Below are 15,103 nucleotides of genomic sequence, written 5' to 3'. Positions count from 1 at the left end.
CTCCGCTGCCGCAAGGTGCGCACAGCAGAACTGCAATCTCAGTATTATTGAGGCCGGCAGACTAAACCAATAAGGATTCGCAATATTAATAGTCGTTATAATTCTTGGATGATATATAGACAAGGACGCTATGCTAGCCTGCGAAGCTGCCTGTTCACTGAAGGGAACCCTGCATGAGTCACATTTACAAAGACAATTCCGAAACCATTGGCAACACCCCACTGGTCCGACTGAACCGCCTGACCACACACAAGGTTTTGGTCAAATTGGAGTCGCGCAACCCAGCCACGTCGGTCAAATGCCGCATTGGCGCCAACATGATCTGGGGAGCCGAACAGCAAGGGTTGCTCAAACCCGGCATGACCGTTGTCGAACCGACCAGCGGCAATACCGGCATTGCCCTTGCGTTCGTCTGTGCGGCCAGAGGCTACTCACTGATACTGACGATGCCGTCCAGCATGAGCCTGGAGCGACGGCAACTGGTCAAAGCCCTGGGCGCCAAGTTAGTACTCACACCGCCGGAAAAGGGCATGAAAGGAGCCATTGCAGAGGCGGAAGCCTTGCTGGCGGAGGACCCGGAAAACCGCTACATGCCACAGCAGTTTGCCAATCCCGCCAACCCGGCAATTCATGAAAAGACCACAGGCCCCGAGATCTGGCGCGACACCGACGGCGAAATCGATATTTTTGTCGCGGGGGTCGGGACCGGCGGCACCATTTCGGGCACCTCTCGCTATATCAAACAACAGATGGGCAAAGCGATTCACACGGTCGCAGTTGAACCCGATACCTCGGCCATCATCACTGCGACCCGAGCGGGCACCGACTTTACCCCGAGCCCCCACAAGATCCAGGGCATCGGCGCCGGATTCATCCCCGCCAATCTGGACCTGTCCGTCATTGATGCCACCTGTACTGTCAGCAGCGAGGAGGCCATGGCCATGGCCCACAGACTGATGAAAGAGGAAGGGATACTGGCTGGCATTTCCTCAGGTGCCGCCGTTGCCGCGGCACTGAAAGAGGCAGAAAAGCCGGAAAATGCCGGCAAGACCACGGTGGTCATTCTCCCGGACTCGGGCGAGCGCTACCTGTCCAGTCCGCTGTTTGCAGGACACTGGACCGAACAGGAGCTGCAGCAGTAAGTACTTACAGGCGGCGCAAGCCGCCCGTATCCTGTGCCACCTTGCCCTGCTTTAATAGAGTACCGACGGCCCGTTTAAAGGCTGCCTTGCTGATGCCCAGCTGCTTTTCGATGTCAGCAGGTGAGGACTTGTCATTGAGCGGCAACAGGCCGCCGGCTCTTTCCAGTGCCGCCCAGACACGATCCACATTCTGGTCATGTCGCTCTGCCGGCCTCGCGAGCCCCAGATCAATTTTGCCATCGGGCCGCACGCGTTTCACAAACCCCTGCACGCTGTCGCCAAAGCGCAACCGGCCACCGGCTTCCGATTCGAAAATAAGCCCCCAATGCTGATGTTCAACAATGGCTTTGTAACCGAGGTCCGTACTGTTGGCGATAATCAAAGAGACTGCCTGACCCACCTTGTAGCGGGGTGGCGTTTTATCCAGAAAACGATCGACCTTAGAGCTGGCCATCAGGCGACCATCCTGGGCGTTCTGATAGATATGGACCAGATAGCTGCGCCCCTCCTCCATGGGCTTGTGCTGTTCGGCAAAAGGCACCAGCAGATCCTTACCCAGCCCCCAATCGAGGAAGGCGCCAAAACGACCTGTGGCCGTTACCCGCAGAAAGGCAAACTGGCCCAGCGTGGCTTTGGGCGTATCCGTCGTGGCAATCAAGCGGTCTTCGGAATCGAAATGCAGAAACACCCGCACAAAATCGCCCACCGCCAGCGAGTCTTGCACGTAGCGCTTGGGTAGCAACACCTGGGTTTGATCACCGAGATCCAGAAAGGCGCCGTAGTCTGTCATTCTGACGATAGGCAAGGTGTGAAATCGGCCTGGCTGCGCCATTTATCCTCCAATGGACCCAGTGGCCCGGACAAAAAAGGGGCCTCAGGCCCCTTTTGGTTTGATCGTTTACTTGACCACCCGAAGGCTGGGTCGGCCCGCACTTTTCACCGCAGGCTTTTCCACCACCGGCTTTTTCGCCGGTCCTTTGGGCGGCGTGGGCTCCGGTTCAGGCTCCAGCTCTGGCTCAAACACCATGCCCTGACCGTTTTCGCGCGCATATATGCCCAACACAGCGCGGCTGGGTACAAAAATGTCGGTGGGAATACCGCCAAAACGGGCGTTGAAACTCACCGCCTGATTGTCCAGCGACAGCCCCATGACCGCTGTGGGCGATATGTTAAGCACTATCTGGCCATCTTTATTGACGTGCTGCTGGGGCACTTCAACCCCTGACATCATTGCATCCACCAGAATGTAGGGGGTGCAATTGTTGTCCACAATCCAATCGTACAGCGCTCGGATCATATAGGGGCGGCTGGAAGACATGGCCATCGGCGGTACTACTCCTGTTCGGACCGAGAATTACTTCTTGGTCGATCGCATTTCCCGTTCGACTTCCGTCAGACTTTCACGGAAAGATTCGCGCGCAAACAGGCGGTCCATGTAGTCGAACAGCGGTTTGGTGGCCCGGGTCTGCGGAATATTGATGCCGAGCGAATCCAGTCGCCAGAAAATAGGCGCCAAACAGCAGTCAACGATGGTGAACTCTTCACTCATGAAAAACGGCATTTCGGAGAAAATCGGCGCTATGGCAGTGAAGCTCTCTTTCAGTTCTTTACGGGCCTTGGCCACGTCATCTTTGCTTTCGTTGCGCAGGATAACGTCGATCTGTGGACACCAATCCCGCTCGATGCGGTACATCCACAGGCGGCTCTGTGCTCTCGCCACCGGGTATACGGGCAGCAGTGGAGGATGCGGGAACCGCTCGTCGAGGTATTCCATCATGACCTTGGTTTCATACAAGGACAGATCGCGATCAACCAGAGTAGGCAGACTGTTGTAGGGGTTCAGGTCTGCCAGCTCGGCGGGCTTGGCCTCTGGGTCTACATCTTCAATGTCGACAGTGACGCCCTTTTCCGCCAGCACAATGCGCACGCGGTGGCTGTAGTGGTCACCGGCATCAGAAAAGTAGGTCATAGATGAGCGCTTAGCGACTACACCCATTGGTTTCACCTCAATTTTTGTTCAGAACAATAATAAACACGGGCGGCACTGTGTTGCCACAGGCCGCCCGACAGATTTCGCATCTTAGTGAACGTCTTTCCAGTACTCGCGGTTAAGCAGGAATACGAACACAAACAGCACAGACAGGAACAACAGCACGTAAATGCCGATGCGTTCGCGGTCCAGCGCATAGGGCTCAGCTACATACTCGAGGAAGTTAACCAGGTCGTAAACGGCCTTGTCGAACTCCTCCGCGGTCATGCTGCCCTTTTCATCAGCCACTTTCAGGCTGCCACAGGGATCATCGGCAATCACTGCGCCAGTCACCGGGTCCCGAACCGGACGGCCATGTTCAAAGCGCGGACCCGGCGCACATTCGGCCAGCCCCTGCAGCTCGATCATGGCATGCGGCATGGCTACCTTGTCGAATACACGGTTGTTCACGCCGGTAGGCCGGGTGTCGTCCTTGTAGAAATTACGCAGGTAGGTGTACAACCATTCGGGGTTACGTGCACGCGCTACCAGCGTCAGATCCGGTGGCGTAGCACCGAACCAGGCCTTGGATTTGGCCGGGTCCATGGAAATGGTCATCAGCTCACCGATGCGGCGGTCGCCGAACACCAGGTTGTCCATCATCAACTCGGCCGGGATGTCCAGATCGGTAGCGACGCGCTCAAAGCGTGAGAAGCTGGCCGCGTGGCAGCCCATACAGTAGTTGGCGAAGTACATGGCACCGCTTTGCAGCGACGCCTTGTCTTCCAGGTCAGGCTTCATCTCATCGCACTGGATGCTGCCACAAGGGTAAGCACCTTCGGCACCTACAGCTTTGATTGGCACTACAGTCAGGGCAATAAACAGCAGCAGTCCACCCCACACCAGATGCGCACCCAGACCTTTGTCTTGAGTACGGGTGGGCTCTGGCAGTACGCGGTCTTTACCGGTCAGCCAGGGCGAAGCCAGCACGAACAGGCCCAACAGAACACCAAATACAACGATGAACAGCCCGACTTTGCCCGCAATGGCAGCGGCCAAAGACATGTAGATCATGCCACCGCCCAGCGCTGCTGCAACCAGCCAGTTCCACAGGGTACCGGCAGGCTTGTCCGGATTGGTGAACATGGGCATCTGGATGAAGTAGGCGAAGTAGTAAACGGTCGCCAACTGCGCCAACAGGGTACGGCCGTCGGTGGGCGACTTAACACCCAGGTAACCCAGTACCACGAACATGGCAGCGAACAGCATCAGCGATACACGGGGCATAAAGCCCTTGTAGCGGATGGACTTGACCGGGCTCTTGTCGAGCCAGGGCAGTACAAACAGAATCGCAATGGCGCCACCCATGGCTACAAGTCCGAGGAACTTGGAGCTGAGCGGACCGATGTCGATGGTCACAGCACGCAACACCGCATAGAAAGGCGTGAAGTACCATACCGGTGCAATGTGTGGCGGCGTCTTCAGGTTATTGGCTTCTTCGAAGTTCGCATACTCGAGGAAGAAACCACCCATTTCGGGCATGAAGAACAAGACAAAGCAGAAAGCGAACAGGAATACCGTCACACCCACCAGATCGTGCACGGTGTAATAAGGGTGGAAGGCTACGCCGTCAAGCGGGATACCGTTCTCATCCTTGGTTTTCTTGATCTCAACACCGTCGGGGTTGTTGGAACCCACTTCGTGCAACGCCAGAATGTGCAGCACAACCAGTGCCAGCAGTACGATGGGCAGGGCCACCACGTGCAGCGCGAAGAAGCGGTTCAGGGTAATGCCAGAGATCAGGTAGTCACCGCGGATCCACTGGACCAGGTCATCACCAATGCCGGGAATCGCACCAAACAGGGACACAATCACCTGCGCACCCCAGTAGGACATCTGGCCCCAAGGCAGTACATAGCCCATGAAGGCTTCCGCCATCAGCGCCACGTAAATGGTCATACCAAAGATCCACACCAGCTCGCGCGGAGCCTTATAGGAACCGTACATCAGGCCGCGGAACATGTGCAGGTACACCACCAGGAAGAACGCCGAGGCGCCGGTGGAGTGCATGTAACGGATGATCCAGCCGAAATCCACATCGCGCATGATGTATTCAACAGACGCGAAGGCCCCTTCAGCGGTCGGGGTATAGCTCATGGTCAGCCAGATGCCGGTGAGCAGCTGGTTGACCAGTACCAGAATGGACAGAACGCCAAAAAAGTACCAGAAGTTGAAGTTCTTGGGCGCATAGTACTTGCCCATATGCGTATCCCATGCGCGCTGCACAGGAAGTCGTGTATCGATCCAACCCCACAGGTTAGTTAACCAGTTCATGCTCAGGCCTCCTGATCCACACCGACGAGCACTACTGTGTCGGTTTCATAGCTGTAGGGGGGAACTTCCAGGTTCACAGGGGCGGGCACGCCCTTATAAACACGACCGGCAAGGTCGAACTTGGAACCGTGACAAGGGCAGAAGAAACCACCTTCCCATTCATCGCCGCCGAGGTCTGCTGCCCCCACGTCCGGACGATACATCGGCGCACAGCCCAGGTGAGTACACAGGCCCAGCAGGACCAGGATTTCCGGCTTGATGGAGCGGCCTTCGTTCTGGGCATAGGCAGGTTGCTGGGGCTCGACCGATTCAGGGTCGCGCAGACGATCTGCCATACCGGCCAGAGCACTGAGGTTTTCCTCGGTCCGACGCAGGATGTACACGGGCTTGCCGCGCCACTCCACAACGATCATCTGACCGGGTTCCAACTTGGATATGTTGGCTCTTACGGGCGCACCAGCGGCTTTTGCCTTGGCGCTCGGGTTCCAGGAACCCACAAATGGAACGGCTACACCTACGGCACCGGCGGCACCGACAACAGAGGTAGCTGCAGTCAAAAATCGACGACGCCCCTCGTTCACTGCGTCATTGCTCATGACGTCTCTCTCCCATCACGGCTGATCAAGCCAGTAAATGACTGAAATAAAAAAGAAAAGCGAGAAAATCTGCACCCCAAAAAGTGGCACAATCTTAAAGAAAATGACCACAACTGACAAGGATAACCACAGGATGCGCCCTATTTGTGCGCGGTTTGCTCCATTTTCCCTGATCTGAAACAAAAAAGGCGTGCCGCTGGCACGCCTTTTTTCGCTCCGCCGTAGCGGACCAAACGATTAACGCTTGGAGAACTGTGGCTTCTTACGCGCTTTGCGCAGACCCACTTTCTTACGCTCAACTTCACGGTCGTCACGGGTAACATAACCCGCTTCGCGCAGTGAAGGACGCAGCGCTTCGTCGTAGGCCATCAGCGCACGGGTCAGACCGTGGCGGATTGCACCTGCCTGACCAAAGCTACCGCCACCTTTAACGGTAACGTTAACGTCGAACTTCTCGAGGTTATCGGTCAGTTCCAGGGGCTGACGCACGATCATGCGAGCCACTTCACGGCCGAAGTACACATCCAGAGAACGGTCATTAATGGTGATGTTGCCACTGCCAGCCTTGATGAACACGCGGGCCGTGGAGGTCTTGCGGCGACCTGTACCGTAGTATTGAGTATCTGCCATTTTCAGCGTCCTTAGATGTTGAGTTCTTTCGGTTGCTGAGCAGTGTGCGGGTGGGCACTACCAGCGTACACTTTCAGCTTGCGGAACATGGCGCGACCGAGAGGGCCTTTGGGCAGCATGCCCTTTACGGCGCTCTGAATGGTGCGCTCTGGGGCGTGAGCAATCAGCTTTTCAAAGCTCATTGACTTCAGGCCACCTGGGAACTCGGTGTGACGGTGGTACATCTTGTCCGTCGCCTTGTTTCCAGTTACGTGCACCTTTTCGGCGTTGACTACGATAATGTAGTCACCAGTGTCCACATGCGGGGTGTACTCAGGCTTGTGCTTGCCGCGCAGACGGCTAGCGATCTCGGCAGCCATGCGGCCAAGCGTCTTGCCATCGGCATCAACAATGAACCAGTCGCGCTGGACTGACTCGGGTTTAGCACTGTAAGTCTTCATGTTATATCGCCTTTAACGAGGGTTGTTCCCACAAAAAGAGCGCGCATACTACAGACTTCAACAGCCCATTTCAAGGACTTTTTACAGGCGGGCAAAACAGGCCAAAACTCAGGGTTTATGGGGCCTGGCGAGGTATTCCTTACTCTGCATCTCCAGCAGCCGGGACTGGGTCCGCTCAAATTCGAAACTGAGCCGGCCACCCCCGTAGAGATCAACCAATGGCACCGCGGCCGATATCACCAGCTTGACGCTGCGGTCGTAAAACTCATCCACCATATTAATGAAGCGCCTGGCCTGGTCGTCCTTATCACCGCCCAGCAGGGGCACGTTGGTGACCAGCACCGCGTGGTAAATGCGCGCAATCTCAATGTAGTCGTTCTGGGAGCGGGGTCCGTCACACAGGGCGTCGAAGTCAAACCAGACCACGTCCTCGGCTTCAAACCGGGCCGGAATCACCCGCCCCTCGATTTCCAGCGCCACATCCCGCTCAATCTCTTCCACGTCCGGCACCAGCGCCCTGAAGCTGTTGTCCATGGCCACGTCGGCAGCCTCGTCGAGCGGGCTGTGGTACAGCTCGGCCTGCTCAAGGGCGCGCAGGCGGTAATCGATGCCGCCATCCACGTTCAAAACCAGGGTGTGCTCGTTGAGCAATTTGATCGCGGGCAAAAAGCGGGCACGCTGCAGACCATCCTTATAGAGGCCATCCGGCACAATGTTGGAGGTGGCCACCAGCGACACACCACGGGCGAACAGGGCCTCCAGCAAAGTCCCCAGGATCATGGCGTCGGTAATATCGCTGACAAAGAACTCGTCGAAACAGATGATGCGGGTTTCCGCGGCCAGTTTGTCGGCCACTTTTTCGAGCGGATTCTTCTGGCCATCGAGCGCTTTCAACTCCTGATGCGCACGGCGCATAAAGCGATGGAAGTGCACGCGCATTTTGTTCTCGAACGGCAGGGCATCGTAAAACAGATCCATCAGATAGGTCTTGCCACGCCCTACTCCACCCCAGAAATACAGGCCTTTTTCCAGCTTCACGGGGGCGCGACCAAACAGCCGGCTGAAAAGACCGGCCGGCTGAGGACGGGTCAACCGCTCGTACAGGTCCTGCAACTGCTGAACTGCCGCTCGCTGCGCCTGATCGGACCGGAAACCATTTTCAGCAATATCCCGCTCATAGCGCGCTAGCGGCGGAAGCTGATGACCACTCATACTGATAACGCCTGTTCGACTGAGTCACTGACCCATTGTTTGAGCTCTACGAGCTTGCCATGAAAAAAATGACCAGTGCCCTCAAGCACGCTCAACCGCAATCCCGGCCGGGCTTCAGCCCATCGCCTCACGCCGGCCACGTCCACCACTTCATCATCGGCACCAATCACCACAGCAGTGGGCTGCAGAAACGCCTGCGACTGATCATAGGCATAGCGCTCAACGGGTGGCGCAACCAACAGCAGGTGGGCGGGCTTTACGCCGTAGGACGCCGCAGCCGCGACTGCCGAACCAAAGGAAAAGCCCGCCAGCAGTACTTCGTCCAATTGACCGTCGGCCTGCGCCCAGGCGACCACTGCCTGCATGTCGTCCACTTCGCCGCGGGCAAAATCAAACACGCCCTCGCTGTCACCAACGCCACGGAAATTGAACCGCACGGTGGCAATTCCGAGATCGCGATAGGCGCGCGCCAAGGTCACTACCACTTTGTTATCCATGGTGCCGCCATGCTGCGGATGCGGGTGCGCGACAACGACCAACAGCCGACGCCTCGCCAGCACGCCTTCGGGCGATCCGGCCTGCGTCCTGACCGACAAGCGACCGGCCGGCCCAGCGATATCGAAGGACTGTTCGTTGGAGGTAAATACGGTGATTTCGGGTGTCATGGATGCTTTCGTGCGATAACTGGTCTGTGAACACCACTGTTCGTAATAAAACAGTGATCCATTCTTCGGCATAAAGGCATATAATATAGGACAGCAGTCGCGCTTTCAGGTGCGCCCATCCGCCAAGCGGGCGCATTATGGCATGGAGCGAAGCGCGTAGCCTGATTTTTTTGGCATCCCAAAGGAGAGCACTGTGTTTTCGTTGACCACCATTATCTTTGCAGTTGCCACCAGCCTTCTGTGCGGCGGCATTCTCGGCGCTTTTCTGATGTTCGCCCTGCGACCGCAGGAAAAACTGAACCGCGAACTCGAAACCCAACTCATGGATACCGAGGAACGACTGCGTGAATACCAACAGGAGGTCACCCAGCACTTTGTGGAAACCTCCGAGCTGATCAACAACCTCACGCGCTCCTACCGCGACGTACACGAACACCTGGCCAGCTCGGCACTGAAGCTCAGCAACGCAGAAATCAGCCGGCAGATTACTCAAGCGGGCGACGGTAAGCTGCTGGAGAAAAAGTCAGATGATGAGCAACCGCACGTGCAGGCGCCCACTGACTGGGCTCCGAAGAAGCCGGGCAAGCATGGCACCTTGAGCGAAGCCTACGGTCTGAGCGAGGACGAGCAGGAAGAAGATCAGACACTGGTTCTGCAACGTCAGGCCTGAGCCACTCTGCGCACTAAAAGGATGCCCTAACCGGGCGTCCTTTCACTCTTCACTTGCTTTATACTGACCGCCTTGTATCGCCGAGGTGGACTTGTGAAAAAACTGCTCGACTTTCTCGCCTGGCCGGTGGCCATCGGGCTACTCACCGCACTCATTGTCATTTTCACTTCGCCCGGCTTTCGCCCACTTCTGGCGAACTTGCACGCATCGGCGCAGCCCAGCGTACAAAGCACACAACCGGTCAGCTATGCCGGTGCAGTCAAGCGGGCGGCACCGGCGGTAGTGAACATTTTTACCCAGCGCAAAATCCAGGCGCAACGTCATCCGCTGCGGGATGATCCGCTGTTCCGGCATTTTTTCAACAATGCCAATCAGCCCCAGCAAGAACGCCTGCAATCCTCTTTGGGTTCTGGCGTCATCATGAATCCCAAGGGATACATTCTCACCAATCACCACGTCATTAATGGCGCCGATCAGATTGTGGCCCTGCTGACCGATGGCCGCGAGGCCCAGGCCACCGTAATCGGCACCGACCCGGATACCGACCTGGCACTACTGAAAATCAACCTCGACAACCTGCACGCCATTCCCATCGGCGACCCGGCCAGCGCTCAGGTGGGCGACGTGGTCATGGCCATCGGCAACCCTTTCGGGGTGGGCCAGACGGTCACCCAGGGGATCATCAGCGCCGTGGGGCGCTTTGGCCTGGGGATCAACGTGTTCGAGAATTACCTGCAAACGGATGCCCCTATCAACCCCGGCAACTCCGGCGGCGCGCTGATTGATGCGCGCGGCAACCTGATCGGCATCAACACCGCCATTCTGGACAAGACCGGCTATTCGGTAGGCATCAGTTTTGCCGTACCGATCGACATGGCCCAACGGGTGATGAATGAACTGGCTGAGCACGGGGAAGTGGTACGCGGCTGGATCGGCGTGGAAGCGCGCCGGCTGACACCGCAACTGGCGCGTTCACTCGGCGTGGAGCCATCCATCGGGGTGATTGTCACCGGCATCTATGCCGACAGTCCGGCACTTTATGCCGGCCTGAAACCGGGCGATATCATCACCCACTTGAACGATGAACCGCTCGGTGATGGTCGTCGAGGCGCCCAGTTCCTGGAACAAAGCCGGCCGGGCGATCCGGTCACACTCACGATCAAACGGGGATTACAGATTACCCAGATTCAACTGGTTATGGCAGCTCAGCCCACGGCGGGCTGAGCCGGTCAGTCTTCACGTATCCGGTATTCGGCAGATCGGGCGTGGGCCTCCAGGGACTCGCCACGCGCCAGCACACTGGCGCACTTACCCAGGCTACTGGCGCCGGCAGGCGAGCACATAATCAGCGAGCTGCGCTTCTGGAAGTCATACACCCCCAATGGCGAAGAAAAGCGCGCGGTGCCCGAGGTGGGCAGCACGTGATTGGGGCCAGCACAATAGTCGCCCAGCGCTTCGGCCGTGTGGCGCCCCATAAAAATAGCCCCCGCATGCCGGATGGACGGCAACCAGGCTTGCGGGTCCTCAACGGACAGCTCCAGGTGCTCCGGCGCGATGCGGTTGATAAGGTCAATGGCTTCCGCCTGATCGCGCACCTGAATCAGCGCACCGCGATCAGCCAAAGCAGTACCGGCAATGGCCGCACGCTCAAGCGTTGGCAATAACCGCGCCATGGCAGCCTGCACCTGATCGATAAACGCCGCATCCCAACCGATAAATATGGCCTGCGCCAATTCATCGTGCTCCGCCTGACTGAACAAGTCCATCGCCAGCCAATCGGGATCGGTTTTGCCATCGCAAACCACGAGGATTTCCGACGGGCCAGCAATCATATCGATAGCGACGGTGCCAAACACCGCGCGTTTGGCAGTGGCCACATAAATGTTGCCGGGGCCGACAATTTTATCCACTTTGGGCAGGGTTTCAGTCCCGAAGGCCAGCGCTGCCACCGCTTGCGCGCCGCCCAGTTTGAATACGCGATCCACACCGGCAATGTGCGCTGCCGCCAATACCAACGGGTTCAACTCACCGCCAGGCGCAGGCACCACCATGACAACGTCATCCACGCCAGCCACCTTGGCCGGAATGGTATTCATCAACACCGATGAGGGATAAGACGCCTTGCCGCCGGGCACATATACGCCCACCCGCTCCATCGCGGTCACCTGCTGACCGAGCAAGGTGCCATCGGCTTCGGTATAGGACCAGGATTGCGCCAACTGGTGTTCGTGGTAGCGACGCACGCGCGCGGCGGCCAGAGTGAGCGCCTCGCGTGCGGCCGGCTCAATACGGTCGTGGGCGGCAGCCAGTTCGGCTTTTGACACTTCGAGGTCGGCAACCCGCTCCACTTCCAACCGATCAAACTCGGCGGAGTATTTCAGCAGGGCGGCATCGCCGTCGGCCTTCACTGATTGCAGGATGGTATCCACCCGTTCAGCCACCAGCCGGTCGCTGATGGTTTCGAACGCCAGTAAATCAGCCAGCGCGCGCTCGAAACCCGGATCATTGCTATTCAGTCGCCGGATCATCAGGCCACCGCTTTGGCTATATCGTCAATGATGCGTTGTATCAGCGCATGCTTCATTTTCATCGAGGCTTTGTTCACGATCAGTCGCGAGCTGATATCGGCGATGTGGTCACGGGCTTCAAGACCATTGGCCTTGAGGGTATTGCCGGTATCGACAATATCCACAATTTCATCGGCCAACTGCATCAGCGGCGCCAGCTCCATGCCACCGTACAACTTGATGATGTCTGCCTGACGACCGAGTGTTGCGTAGTAGCGTTTGGCCACATTCACGTATTTTGTGGCCACTTTCAGACGACCACTCGGCGCCACAGCGCCTTTGATCGCCGCGGTCATCAACCGGCATTTGGCTATTTTCAGGTCGAGCGGCTCATACAAGCCCTCGGCGCCGTTTTCCATCAGCGTATCCTTGCCGGATACGCCCATATCGGCGGCGCCAAACTGCACATAGGTGGGCACATCCGAACCGCGCAGCACCACCAGATTGATGTGCTCGTGATTGGTGCCAAAAATCAATTTACGCGACTTGCTGATGTCTTCTTCCGGCTCGATACCGGCCGCCGCCAACAGCGGCAGCGTCTCTTCCAGAATGCGACCTTTGGTAAGGGCAATGGTCAGCTTATTCATTTGGCGGTCACCCGGCGAATGTTGGCGCCCAGCATCAGGAGCTTTTCTTCAATACATTCATAACCGCGGTCGATGTGGTAAATCCGGTCTACCAGTGTATCGCCCTCGGCGACCAACCCGGCAATCACCAGACTGGCGGACGCCCGCAGATCACTCGCCATCACCGGCGCCGCCTTCAACTTCGGCACCCCGGTAATCATGGCGCGGTTGCCATCCAGGGCGATATTGGCTCCCATGCGGTTCAGTTCATGCACCTGGATCAGGCGGTTTTCAAAAATAGTCTCAATGACGGTACCCACCCCCTCGGCCACCGCATTCATGGCGGTGAACTGGGCTTGCATATCGGTGGGAAACGCCGGGTATGGCGCGGTTTTGAGATTAACCGCCTTGGGCCGTTTGCCCTTCATGTCCAGCTCGATCCAGTCTTCGCCACAGGTGATTTCAGCACCGGCTTCTTCCAGTTTGAGAATCACCGCTTCGAGAATATCCGCGCGCGTATCTTTGAGCTTCACTTTGCCGCCGGTTGCGGCCGCGGCCACCAGATAAGTGCCGGTTTCGATGCGATCAGGCATGACCCGGTAGGTACATCCCTTGAGTGACTCCACACCATCGATGGTGAGGGTGGCGGTGCCGATACCGGAAATTTTTGCACCCATGGCCACCAGACAATCACACAGGTCAACCACCTCAGGCTCACGCGCGGCGTTTTCCAGCACGGTGCGGCCCTCGGCCAGCGCCGCCGCCATCACCAGATTTTCCGTGCCGCCGACGGTGACCGTGTCCATGAAAAAGTGTGCGCCTTTGAGTCGGCCGTTACTGCGGGCGCGGATGTAACCCTGATCCACCTCGATCTCAGCACCCATGGCTTCGAGCCCGCGCAGGTGGATATCCACTGGCCGGCTGCCAATGGCACAGCCGCCGGGAAATGACACATTGGCCTCGCCGAAGCGTGCCAACATAGGGCCAAGCACCAGGATGGACGCGCGCATGGTTTTCACCAGCTCGTAGGGCGCAGTGTAATCCTCAATGCCACAAGCATTGATTTCCACGCACATCTTCTCGTCGATGGTGATATCTGCACCCATACACCGCAATAACGCCAACATGGTGGTAATGTCGTTGAGATGGGGCAGATTGCACACATGCATTGGCCCTTCCGCCAGCAGCGTGGCCGCCAGAATGGGCAAACCGGAATTTTTTGCGCCTGAAATGCGGATCTCTCCGTTTAAACGGGCGCCGCCCTGGATCAATAGCTTGTCCATAGTTATCTCAACTTGCTGTGCGGGGGAATCAACCGGCTTCGGCCGGCGTCAGTGTCTTCATATTAAAGGCGTGGATCGCGCCACTGGCGATATGCTCGCTGACCACCTTGTAGACCAGCTGCTGGCGCTGCACGGGGCGCAGCCCCTCAAAATCGGGACTGACAATAATGGCGTTGACGTGGCTGCCATCGGAGGTCACCTCTGCCCGGGCATCGGTCAGGCCTGACTCCAATAGCGCTTTGATATCTTCTGGTTGCATACACACTCCACTCTGGCGCCAAGCTGCGCCGAATACAAATCACCCCCTGAAAAGGGGGTGACAAGTCTACTGGTTTGCACCTCGTATTGCACGGGTTCAGGCGCCGGTTTGTGGGGCCTGCCCCCAGTGGTCAATGACCTTGTCCAGATCGCCGCCGTATTGCTTGTAAGACTGGGCGAACTGGCTGCGGAACGTCTTGCCCAGGTTGATACCGTTGAGCACCACGTTGATCAGCTTCCACTCGCCGGTGCGCCGGTTCTTGGCCATGGTGTAATCCACAATCTGAATGCCCGAGGCGGTAATCACCTCCTGACGCACAGCCACCCGGTTTTGCCCCTCCGCCTCAGGCGACAGTGGCAAGACATTCATTTCTGCGTCCAGGTAGCCGCTCACCCCTTTGGCATAAGTCGCCACCATGCCTGAACGGAAGGTATCTTCAAAACGCTTCATTTGCGCGGGCGAGGCCGAGTTTGCCGCGTCCCCCATGACCACGCGTGCAATGAATCCGAAATCCACCACGGGTTCCAGAATCTGCTGCAGTTGCCGCTGCAACTTATCGCCTTTGGGGTCGCTGTTAGCATCGTGCTCTCGCACACTCGACTTCAGGCTGTCGATCACCTGTACGACCACCTCACGCGGACCCACTGGATCAGCCAGCACAGGCACACTGCTGACCACAAAGCCGATGACGAGCAACAGAGTGCCTATCAAATTCCTCATTTCCCACCTCTCCTTACCGATTACCGGGGTAGGCGCGCCACCCCCGCAAC

17 protein-coding genes are annotated in these 15,103 nt (G+C 57.6%); 3 read left to right on the top strand and 14 right to left on the bottom strand.

Annotated elements, in window-relative coordinates:
• The first annotated feature begins 173 nt into the window (after positions 1–173).
• The gene (gene cysK / locus M5M_RS17355; protein ID WP_015048814.1) at positions 174–1,142 is read left to right on the top strand and encodes a cysteine synthase A; all 969 of its coding nucleotides are present in this window, start codon (positions 174–176) and stop codon (positions 1,140–1,142) included.
• Positions 1,143–1,146: 4 nt separating this feature from the next.
• Here cysK and M5M_RS17350 read toward each other — a convergent pair whose 3' ends face one another.
• The 9 genes from M5M_RS17350 to M5M_RS17310 all read right to left on the bottom strand — a co-directional run bounded on the left by M5M_RS17350 (position 1,147) and on the right by M5M_RS17310 (position 8,988).
• Positions 1,147–1,974 (bottom strand): CvfB family protein, encoded by an 828-nt coding sequence (locus M5M_RS17350; RefSeq protein ID WP_015048813.1) that lies wholly within the window; start codon positions 1,972–1,974, stop codon positions 1,147–1,149.
• Positions 1,975–2,040: 66 nt separating this feature from the next.
• Positions 2,041–2,466 carry a ClpXP protease specificity-enhancing factor gene (locus M5M_RS17345; RefSeq protein WP_015048812.1) on the bottom strand — a complete coding sequence of 142 codons (426 nt, stop codon included), beginning with the start codon at positions 2,464–2,466 and terminating at the stop codon, positions 2,041–2,043.
• Between the two features lie 30 nt (positions 2,467–2,496).
• Positions 2,497–3,138 carry a glutathione S-transferase N-terminal domain-containing protein gene (locus M5M_RS17340; RefSeq protein WP_015048811.1) on the bottom strand — a complete coding sequence of 214 codons (642 nt, stop codon included), beginning with the start codon at positions 3,136–3,138 and terminating at the stop codon, positions 2,497–2,499.
• 84 nt (positions 3,139–3,222) lie between these two features.
• Entirely contained in the window at positions 3,223–5,445 is a 2,223-nt protein-coding gene (locus M5M_RS17335) for a ubiquinol-cytochrome c reductase (protein ID WP_015048810.1), read from the bottom strand.
• A gap of 2 nt (positions 5,446–5,447) precedes the next feature.
• Positions 5,448–6,041 (bottom strand): ubiquinol-cytochrome c reductase iron-sulfur subunit, encoded by a 594-nt coding sequence (petA, locus tag M5M_RS17330; RefSeq protein ID WP_015048809.1) that lies wholly within the window; start codon positions 6,039–6,041, stop codon positions 5,448–5,450.
• Positions 6,042–6,278: 237 nt separating this feature from the next.
• Positions 6,279–6,671 (bottom strand): 30S ribosomal protein S9, encoded by a 393-nt coding sequence (gene rpsI / locus M5M_RS17325; RefSeq protein WP_015048808.1) that lies wholly within the window; start codon positions 6,669–6,671, stop codon positions 6,279–6,281.
• 11 nt (positions 6,672–6,682) lie between these two features.
• Positions 6,683–7,111 carry a 50S ribosomal protein L13 gene (gene rplM, locus M5M_RS17320; RefSeq protein WP_015048807.1) on the bottom strand — a complete coding sequence of 143 codons (429 nt, stop codon included), beginning with the start codon at positions 7,109–7,111 and terminating at the stop codon, positions 6,683–6,685.
• A 108-nt stretch (positions 7,112–7,219) separates the two neighbouring features.
• Entirely contained in the window at positions 7,220–8,323 is a 1,104-nt protein-coding gene (gene zapE / locus M5M_RS17315) for a cell division protein ZapE (RefSeq protein WP_015048806.1), read from the bottom strand.
• Positions 8,320–8,988 carry an alpha/beta hydrolase gene (locus M5M_RS17310; RefSeq protein ID WP_015048805.1) on the bottom strand — a complete coding sequence of 223 codons (669 nt, stop codon included), beginning with the start codon at positions 8,986–8,988 and terminating at the stop codon, positions 8,320–8,322. The genes zapE and M5M_RS17310 overlap by 4 nt, the downstream gene beginning before the upstream one ends.
• A 193-nt stretch (positions 8,989–9,181) precedes the next feature.
• On the opposite strand from M5M_RS17310, the gene M5M_RS17305 reads away from it, so the two are divergent.
• Both M5M_RS17305 and M5M_RS17300 read left to right on the top strand, forming a co-directional pair.
• Positions 9,182–9,658, top strand: coding sequence for a Z-ring associated ZapG family protein (locus M5M_RS17305; protein WP_015048804.1), 477 nt, complete (start codon positions 9,182–9,184; stop codon positions 9,656–9,658).
• Between the two features lie 93 nt (positions 9,659–9,751).
• Positions 9,752–10,882, top strand: coding sequence for a trypsin-like peptidase domain-containing protein (locus tag M5M_RS17300; protein ID WP_015048803.1), 1,131 nt, complete (start codon positions 9,752–9,754; stop codon positions 10,880–10,882).
• 5 nt (positions 10,883–10,887) lie between these two features.
• Here M5M_RS17300 and hisD read toward each other — a convergent pair whose 3' ends face one another.
• The 5 genes from hisD to M5M_RS17275 form a co-directional block, all read right to left on the bottom strand.
• Positions 10,888–12,186: a histidinol dehydrogenase gene (hisD, locus tag M5M_RS17295; RefSeq protein ID WP_015048802.1), complete on the bottom strand. Its 1,299-nt coding sequence runs from the start codon at positions 12,184–12,186 to the stop codon at positions 10,888–10,890.
• Positions 12,186–12,812: an ATP phosphoribosyltransferase gene (gene hisG / locus M5M_RS17290; protein ID WP_015048801.1), complete on the bottom strand. Its 627-nt coding sequence runs from the start codon at positions 12,810–12,812 to the stop codon at positions 12,186–12,188. The genes hisD and hisG overlap by 1 nt, the downstream gene beginning before the upstream one ends.
• Positions 12,809–14,074 (bottom strand): UDP-N-acetylglucosamine 1-carboxyvinyltransferase, encoded by a 1,266-nt coding sequence (gene murA / locus M5M_RS17285; protein WP_015048800.1) that lies wholly within the window; start codon positions 14,072–14,074, stop codon positions 12,809–12,811. Before murA ends, hisG begins: the two co-directional genes overlap by 4 nt.
• A 28-nt stretch (positions 14,075–14,102) precedes the next feature.
• Complete coding sequence (locus M5M_RS17280) at positions 14,103–14,333, bottom strand: BolA family protein (RefSeq protein ID WP_015048799.1); 231 nt, start codon at positions 14,331–14,333, stop codon at positions 14,103–14,105.
• 96 nt (positions 14,334–14,429) lie between these two features.
• Positions 14,430–15,053: an MlaC/ttg2D family ABC transporter substrate-binding protein gene (locus tag M5M_RS17275; protein WP_015048798.1), complete on the bottom strand. Its 624-nt coding sequence runs from the start codon at positions 15,051–15,053 to the stop codon at positions 14,430–14,432.
• Positions 15,054–15,103 lie beyond the last annotated feature (50 nt).

The sequence above is a fragment of the Simiduia agarivorans SA1 = DSM 21679 genome (assembly GCF_000305785.2).
GTDB classification, from domain to species: Bacteria; Pseudomonadota; Gammaproteobacteria; order Pseudomonadales; family Cellvibrionaceae; genus Simiduia; species Simiduia agarivorans.
This window is presented reverse-complemented; position numbering and strand designations above follow the sequence as displayed.

Coding starts and splice junctions, on each gene's coding strand:
- cysK (WP_015048814.1), top strand. CDS start 174: ATGAGTCACATTTACAAAGACAATTCCGAAACCATTGGCAACACCCCA.
- M5M_RS17350 (WP_015048813.1), bottom strand. CDS start 1,974: ATGGCGCAGCCAGGCCGATTTCACACCTTGCCTATCGTCAGAATGACA.
- M5M_RS17345 (WP_015048812.1), bottom strand. CDS start 2,466: ATGGCCATGTCTTCCAGCCGCCCCTATATGATCCGAGCGCTGTACGAT.
- M5M_RS17340 (WP_015048811.1), bottom strand. CDS start 3,138: ATGGGTGTAGTCGCTAAGCGCTCATCTATGACCTACTTTTCTGATGCC.
- M5M_RS17335 (WP_015048810.1), bottom strand. CDS start 5,445: ATGAACTGGTTAACTAACCTGTGGGGTTGGATCGATACACGACTTCCT.
- petA (WP_015048809.1), bottom strand. CDS start 6,041: ATGAGCAATGACGCAGTGAACGAGGGGCGTCGTCGATTTTTGACTGCA.
- rpsI (WP_015048808.1), bottom strand. CDS start 6,671: ATGGCAGATACTCAATACTACGGTACAGGTCGCCGCAAGACCTCCACG.
- rplM (WP_015048807.1), bottom strand. CDS start 7,111: ATGAAGACTTACAGTGCTAAACCCGAGTCAGTCCAGCGCGACTGGTTC.
- zapE (WP_015048806.1), bottom strand. CDS start 8,323: ATGAGTGGTCATCAGCTTCCGCCGCTAGCGCGCTATGAGCGGGATATT.
- M5M_RS17310 (WP_015048805.1), bottom strand. CDS start 8,988: ATGACACCCGAAATCACCGTATTTACCTCCAACGAACAGTCCTTCGAT.
- hisD (WP_015048802.1), bottom strand. CDS start 12,186: ATGATCCGGCGACTGAATAGCAATGATCCGGGTTTCGAGCGCGCGCTG.
- hisG (WP_015048801.1), bottom strand. CDS start 12,812: ATGAATAAGCTGACCATTGCCCTTACCAAAGGTCGCATTCTGGAAGAG.
- murA (WP_015048800.1), bottom strand. CDS start 14,074: ATGGACAAGCTATTGATCCAGGGCGGCGCCCGTTTAAACGGAGAGATC.
- M5M_RS17280 (WP_015048799.1), bottom strand. CDS start 14,333: ATGCAACCAGAAGATATCAAAGCGCTATTGGAGTCAGGCCTGACCGAT.
- M5M_RS17275 (WP_015048798.1), bottom strand. CDS start 15,053: ATGAGGAATTTGATAGGCACTCTGTTGCTCGTCATCGGCTTTGTGGTC.